The sequence below is a fragment of the Deltaproteobacteria bacterium genome, assembly GCA_012522415.1.
GTDB lineage: Bacteria > Desulfobacterota > Syntrophia > Syntrophales > JAAYKM01 > JAAYKM01.
In genome coordinates this window covers 1-5477 of sequence record JAAYKM010000066.1, presented here as the reverse complement: position 1 = coordinate 5477, position 5477 = coordinate 1, and the positions used below count along the sequence as shown (strand labels likewise).

Annotated in this window: 6 protein-coding genes; all 6 read left to right on the top strand. The window is 53.8% G+C overall.

The window, feature by feature from the left end; all coding sequences use genetic code 11:
* Nucleotides 1-443: Spy/CpxP family protein refolding chaperone (locus GX147_05950; protein ID NLN60236.1), on the top strand; the 443-nt coding region annotated here is incomplete at its 5' end.
* A gap of 129 nt (nt 444-572) precedes the next feature.
* Nucleotides 573-1001: an archease gene (locus tag GX147_05945; GenBank protein NLN60235.1), complete on the top strand. Its 429-nt coding sequence runs from the start codon at nt 573-575 to the stop codon at nt 999-1001.
* Nucleotides 994-2436 (top strand): RtcB family protein, encoded by a 1443-nt coding sequence (locus GX147_05940; protein NLN60234.1) that lies wholly within the window; start codon nt 994-996, stop codon nt 2434-2436. Before GX147_05945 ends, GX147_05940 begins: the two co-directional genes overlap by 8 nt.
* Before the next feature lie 113 nt (nt 2437-2549).
* Nucleotides 2550-3734 carry a hypothetical protein gene (locus GX147_05935; GenBank protein NLN60233.1) on the top strand — a complete coding sequence of 395 codons (1185 nt, stop codon included), beginning with the start codon at nt 2550-2552 and terminating at the stop codon, nt 3732-3734.
* Between the two features lie 67 nt (nt 3735-3801).
* Nucleotides 3802-4608 carry a glutamate racemase gene (locus tag GX147_05930; GenBank protein NLN60232.1) on the top strand — a complete coding sequence of 269 codons (807 nt, stop codon included), beginning with the start codon at nt 3802-3804 and terminating at the stop codon, nt 4606-4608.
* A gap of 282 nt (nt 4609-4890) precedes the next feature.
* On the top strand, nt 4891-5394 hold the full coding sequence (locus GX147_05925; protein NLN60231.1) for a hypothetical protein: 504 nt from the start codon (nt 4891-4893) through the stop codon (nt 5392-5394).
* The last annotated feature ends 83 nt before the right edge of the window (nt 5395-5477 follow it).

The window sequence follows — 5477 nt, the reverse complement described above, 5'->3', positions numbered from 1 at the left end:
GTCTGATAGCAACCGCTACATTCGCTTATGGCGGAGGTCGTGGCCATGGCGGCTGGTTCTGTGACAAGCGGGGTATGATGGCCGGATTTTACGGTATGAATCTGACGGCGGAACAGACAGGCAAGATGGATGCCCTGCGGGATAATCACTGGAAGGAGATGCAGACTATGCGAAACCAGATGTTCGTCAAGCGAAACGAATTGAGAACGCTCTGGCTCGAGACCAATCCCGATCCGGCAAAGATCAAGGACACACAAAAGGAAGTGCAGGCCCTCCGTAGCCAGATTGAGGAAAAACGGACGGCTTTCCGTCTTGAAGTACTGAATGTCCTCACACCGGAACAGAGAACCCAGTTTCAGAGAAACAACCGGGAACGGGGCTACGGACACGGCAGAACGTGGGGCAAGCATCCGGGTGGCGGTCCAGGACCAGGTAAGTGGTAATGTCATAATCCAACTTCATCCCTCCCCCTTTTTACAGGCAGTCCCGAACGAACTAAAATCGGGACTGCCTTTTTCGTCCTTTGGCTTTTACCTACCCTGTGGTAAGATTGAACATCTCTAGGATGGACAATGTCTATGATAAACAGGAGGTTTCGTCTCTTCGATCACACGGCGGACCTGGGTGTCGAGTTTTTCGGTCGCACCCGGGAAGAACTGTATGTCTGTGCCGCCCTGGCCGTCGTTGCGTTGATCACCCATGCAGACTGCGTCTCCCCCGATCAGGAAAAACACTTTTCGGTGGAGGGGGCGGATGAGACGGACCTGTTTGTCAATTTTCTGCGCGAGGTTCTCTATCTAATAAACGGGGAGCGATTTTTACCCAAAACGGTTGCGATCAATGCATGCGATGCCTATCGTTTGACAGCGATCCTCCACGGAGAACATATAAACACACAAAAGCACCTCATCAATAAAGAAATAAAGGCCGTAACCTATCACAAAGCGGCGGTGGAAAAAACAGAGCAAGGGTGGAAAGGACGAATAATCTTCGATGTCTGAGATCAGGATGGAAAGGTTGGACGAGTTCCGCTGGCTGATTCCCCGGCATGGAGAAATGCGGGTCCCCGGAATCATCTATTCCAGTGAACACCTGTTGCAGTCCATGGGGCGGGACGAAAGCCCAAAACAGGTCGCCAATGTGGCACACCTTCCCGGAATTGTTAAATATTCTTTGGCCATGCCGGACATGCATTGGGGCTACGGCTTTCCCATCGGCGGGGTTGCCGCCTTTGATGTCGAGGAGGGCATCATCTCTCCAGGCGGTGTGGGTTACGATATCAACTGCGGCTGCCGCCTTATGACCACCCATCTGACCTTCCCGGAAATCCGGGACCGCATCAAGGATCTGGTAATCGCCTTGTTTCAGCAAGTTCCCTCCGGCGTCGGCTCGACAGGGTCCATCAAGTTGAAACAAAAAGAATCCAGAAAGGTGCTTACCGATGGCGCCCGCTGGGCCATCAATCATGGCTACGGTTCCCCCGAGGATTTGGACCACACGGAAGAGGGGGGGATGCTGGCCGGAGCCGATCCGGACAAGGTCAGCCCCCGGGCCATTGAACGGGGACGCGCCCAGCTGGGCACTCTGGGCTCAGGCAATCATTTCCTGGAAATTGAAGTTGTGGAAGAGATTTTCGACCCCGCGGCGGCAAGATCTTACGGTCTTGACAAAGGACAGATTGTTATCATGCTCCACAGCGGTTCCAGGGGACTGGGTCATCAGGTCTGTGACGATTACCTAACCGGAATGGTCAAACATATTGGCGAGTTGGACATTGAATTGCCGGATCGTCAGCGCGCCTGTGCCTATCTCAAAACACCCCGGGGACAGAACTATCTGGCCGCCATGGCTTGCGCGGCAAACTACGCTTGGGCAAATCGACAGGTCCTCATGCACTGGGTCCGTAAATCTTTCGAAGAAACACTCAACATGAGCCCAAAGGCTTTGGGCATGCGGCTTCTCTACGACGTCTCCCATAATATCGCCAAAATTGAAACCCTCCCGGTAGACGGAAAGGATCGCACACTCTGCGTCCACCGCAAGGGGGCAACCCGAGCCCTGCCCGCCGGACATCCCCTTGTACCGGTTGCATACCGGAACATCGGTCAGCCCGTTTTAATTCCCGGTGATATGGGTAGCGGTTCGTACATCCTGACCGGCACAGACAAGGCCCTGGAAGAAACCTTTGGCAGTTCCTGCCATGGAGCGGGGCGTGTCATGAGCCGCGCCCAAGCGACGAAATCCAGCCGGGGTCGCTCCATTACCAAGGACCTGGCCGATAAAGGGGTCGTCGTCATGGCCTCCGGCCGTGGCACGCTCGCAGAGGAAATCCCCGAAGCCTACAAGAATCTTGACTGGGTCGTCGATGTGGTTCATAGGGCGGGAATCGCCAAAAAAGTGGCCCGATTACGTGCCCTGGGGTGTATAAAAGGGTGACACCGTACCGCCCTCGATGTCTCGATGACATTGCCCGTTAAATGTGATAGGTATCCACTCAAAAAACAAGTGGCCCTTTGGCCGCCAACCTATCAGACATAAAAGGAATATGGGTGAATCGGATGACCACCGCACGGCTTTCATATATCATCGCCCAAACCCTGTTCGAAGCCGACGCACTTTTGACGTATGTCCCGGCAACGGGCGGACAGGATATCCATGATCACTTCTGTTCGTTAAGCCGTATTTCGCATCCTTTTTCATTTCATGAAGAAGTTGCCTTCTCCCTCGCCCACGGCGCCGCGTTGACGGGCAGACGGGCATGCGCCATGATGAAAGGCCACGGCCTGGCCAAGGCGGCGAACAGCGTTGTAGACGCGCTCTATGCCGGAACCACGGCGGGCCTGATTATTCTGATTCTGGAGGATCCGCTGGGCAAACATTCAGCCAGCATCCTGCACAGCGCCCCGCTTTTAACGGGTATGGGCGTTCCCTTCCACCACGTCCGTGCCCGCGAGGGAAACGCAAAAGAGGTGATTATTTCCGCCTTCGCGGAATCGGAACGCCTGGCTTTGCCGGTCGCGGTGATTGTCAATGCCGACGAGATGGACCTGGAGGTTTCCCTCTCGGAGGTTACGCCGCCACCCCTCGAAACCAGCTATGTTCGTGATATTACCCGCCATATACTCTGTCCTGCCTTCGGCGCCTATCAGTATGAACTGCTCAGGATCAAACGAACCGGCCGGAACAGCGACGCCCTGGCAAAACCACCCGTCCCGGACATTCCCGACGGCATGCCGGACAAGTGGAAATCAGTTCTGTCTCGCTATATTCCTCTGTTTTCCGTTTTCAGGAATGTACGGGGAAATGTTGTTACCGCTGATACGGGGCATACCTGTCTGTTCGGCTTTCCGCCCTTTGAATGTGTGGATCTGACCACCCACATGGGTGGCAGTCTGCCCCTGGCAATTGGCGCGTTCATGGCGGGCCATAAGCCCGTCTGGGCTTTGACGGGGGATTTTTCGTTTATTGCCGCCGGTCACCTGGGGCTGAACGAAGCGATTCAGAGGAAAATTCCCTTGAAGGTACTGATCTTCGACAATGGAAAAGCGGAAACAACGGGAGGTCAAAAGATCCCTGAAGGCACGCTTGAGAGAACTCTGACCCCTTATCAGGACTATATAACAAGGATACACAACCCCCATGATCCGGAGGAGATCCACGCGGTCCTGCAGGCCGCGGCAACCTCCGACCTTTTGGCCATCGTGGTGGCTGACTATACGGGAGGCAAAGCATAGACGCTTGCAGCGGAATCAATGAGATCCTCCAGCAAGACATGCGAGAGGAATATCCAGGGCAATACACATGAAACCTGAAAACCGGCAGCCTATCGGCGTCTTCGACTCCGGTATCGGCGGTTTGACCGTCGTCCGGGCCCTGATGGAAAGGCTTCCATTTGAACATATCGTCTACTTCGGCGATACGGCCCGGGTGCCCTACGGCATCAAGTCCGTGGAAACCATCAATCGCTACTCCACCCAGATCACCGAATTTCTGCTACAGCAGGGTGTGAAGCTCCTGATCATCGCATGCAATACCATGGCGGCTGTGGCCCACGCCGCCGTGAAGGACCTTTCCCCCGTTCCCGTTCTCGATGTAATCGAAGCGGGGGCCCGCTCGGCTGTGGCCCATACCCGGACCCGCAGTATCGGCGTCATCGGCACCATGGCAACGATCAACAGCAACGCCTACACCAGGGCGATTCACGCTCTTGATCCCTCCATCCGAATCCTTTCTCAGGCCTGTCCCCTTTTCGTGCCCCTTGTGGAAGAGGGGTGGTGGGATCATGAGGTCACCCGTCTTACAGCCTTGGAATACCTGCGGCCGGTCCTGGCGGAGGACATCGATGCTCTGGTCCTGGGGTGCACCCATTATCCGATTTTAAAAGCTCTTTTGAAGGATCTTGTCGGCCCCGGCATTCAGCTCGTCGATTCCGCCGAGGCCATGGCAACGATTACGGCAGGGCTGCTGGCAGATCAGCATCTGGCCAACCCTGACCACGCCATTCCGGACTACCGGTACTACATCACGGACGTTCCCCTACGCTTTCGACACCTTGGAGAGCATTTTCTGGGGAGAGCAATGACGAACGTGCAGATCGTCAAATTATGACTCGCAGTCTGAAAGGATGCCCCACAACCCGGGACCGTCACCGAATCTCACGGTGGGGGCGTTGGATGGTGTCGGTGGAATGCCTCTTGCGGTGATCGCGGCGGAAGAACAACAGCAAAAACAGGAGGATGTCTTCAGTGCCCCCCTCCAAGATCCATGTGGCGTCCGGGCAGGGCCGCTCATATTTCGAGGAGAAATATCGGTGTTTCCCAAATCCGGTAACGCGTTACGTATTTTTTTAGTCGACGGCTTCACAGTGAATGTGAATTTTTGGTGACAACAATGGAAGAACTGCGTTTAGGGAAAAAGATCTTTTTTACAATAATAACTTTTTTTATCTCTGTTTTTTTAGTTCTTTTTCTTGCGGAGCTTACAGTGCGAATCCTATCGCCTCAGTATAGGGTTCCAAGATTTGTCGAAAGCGCGCCGTGGGGAATAAGGAAAAATATTAGCCATGTAAAAGCCATCCATCAGTCACCTGAATATGCATATCAATACAACACTAATTCCGCTGGCTTCAGAGGCACGGATGAATACAGCATCAAAAGGCCCGATGGCGTAATACGCATTATGGTTCAGGGTGACAGCGTGACGTTAGGGCATGGTGTACAAGACGAAGAGACGTATCCTGCTTTACTGCAAAAAAGGCTGCGCGAGAAAGAAATTCATGCAGAAGTGATCAATATGGGGGTTTCCGGATTTGGCACAGCGGAAGAATTAATTCAATTTCAAAATGATGGTTTAGTCGGTTCTGAAAAAGTCTATTTTGATAAAGCGTTACCGTAAGAGATGGTTCTTTGATAATTAGAAAGCCATTGGAAAATTAGACGCAAAAAAGCGGCTGCCCACCGCAGCAGCTTGGCAAAGTT

Excerpts from the sequence above, each read along its gene's own strand:
- GX147_05945 (NLN60235.1), top strand. The coding sequence starts at position 573 with ATGTCTATGATAAACAGGAGGTTTCGTCTCTTCGATCACACGGCGGAC.
- GX147_05940 (NLN60234.1), top strand. The coding sequence starts at position 994 with ATGTCTGAGATCAGGATGGAAAGGTTGGACGAGTTCCGCTGGCTGATT.
- GX147_05930 (NLN60232.1), top strand. The coding sequence starts at position 3,802 with ATGAAACCTGAAAACCGGCAGCCTATCGGCGTCTTCGACTCCGGTATC.
- GX147_05925 (NLN60231.1), top strand. The coding sequence starts at position 4,891 with ATGGAAGAACTGCGTTTAGGGAAAAAGATCTTTTTTACAATAATAACT.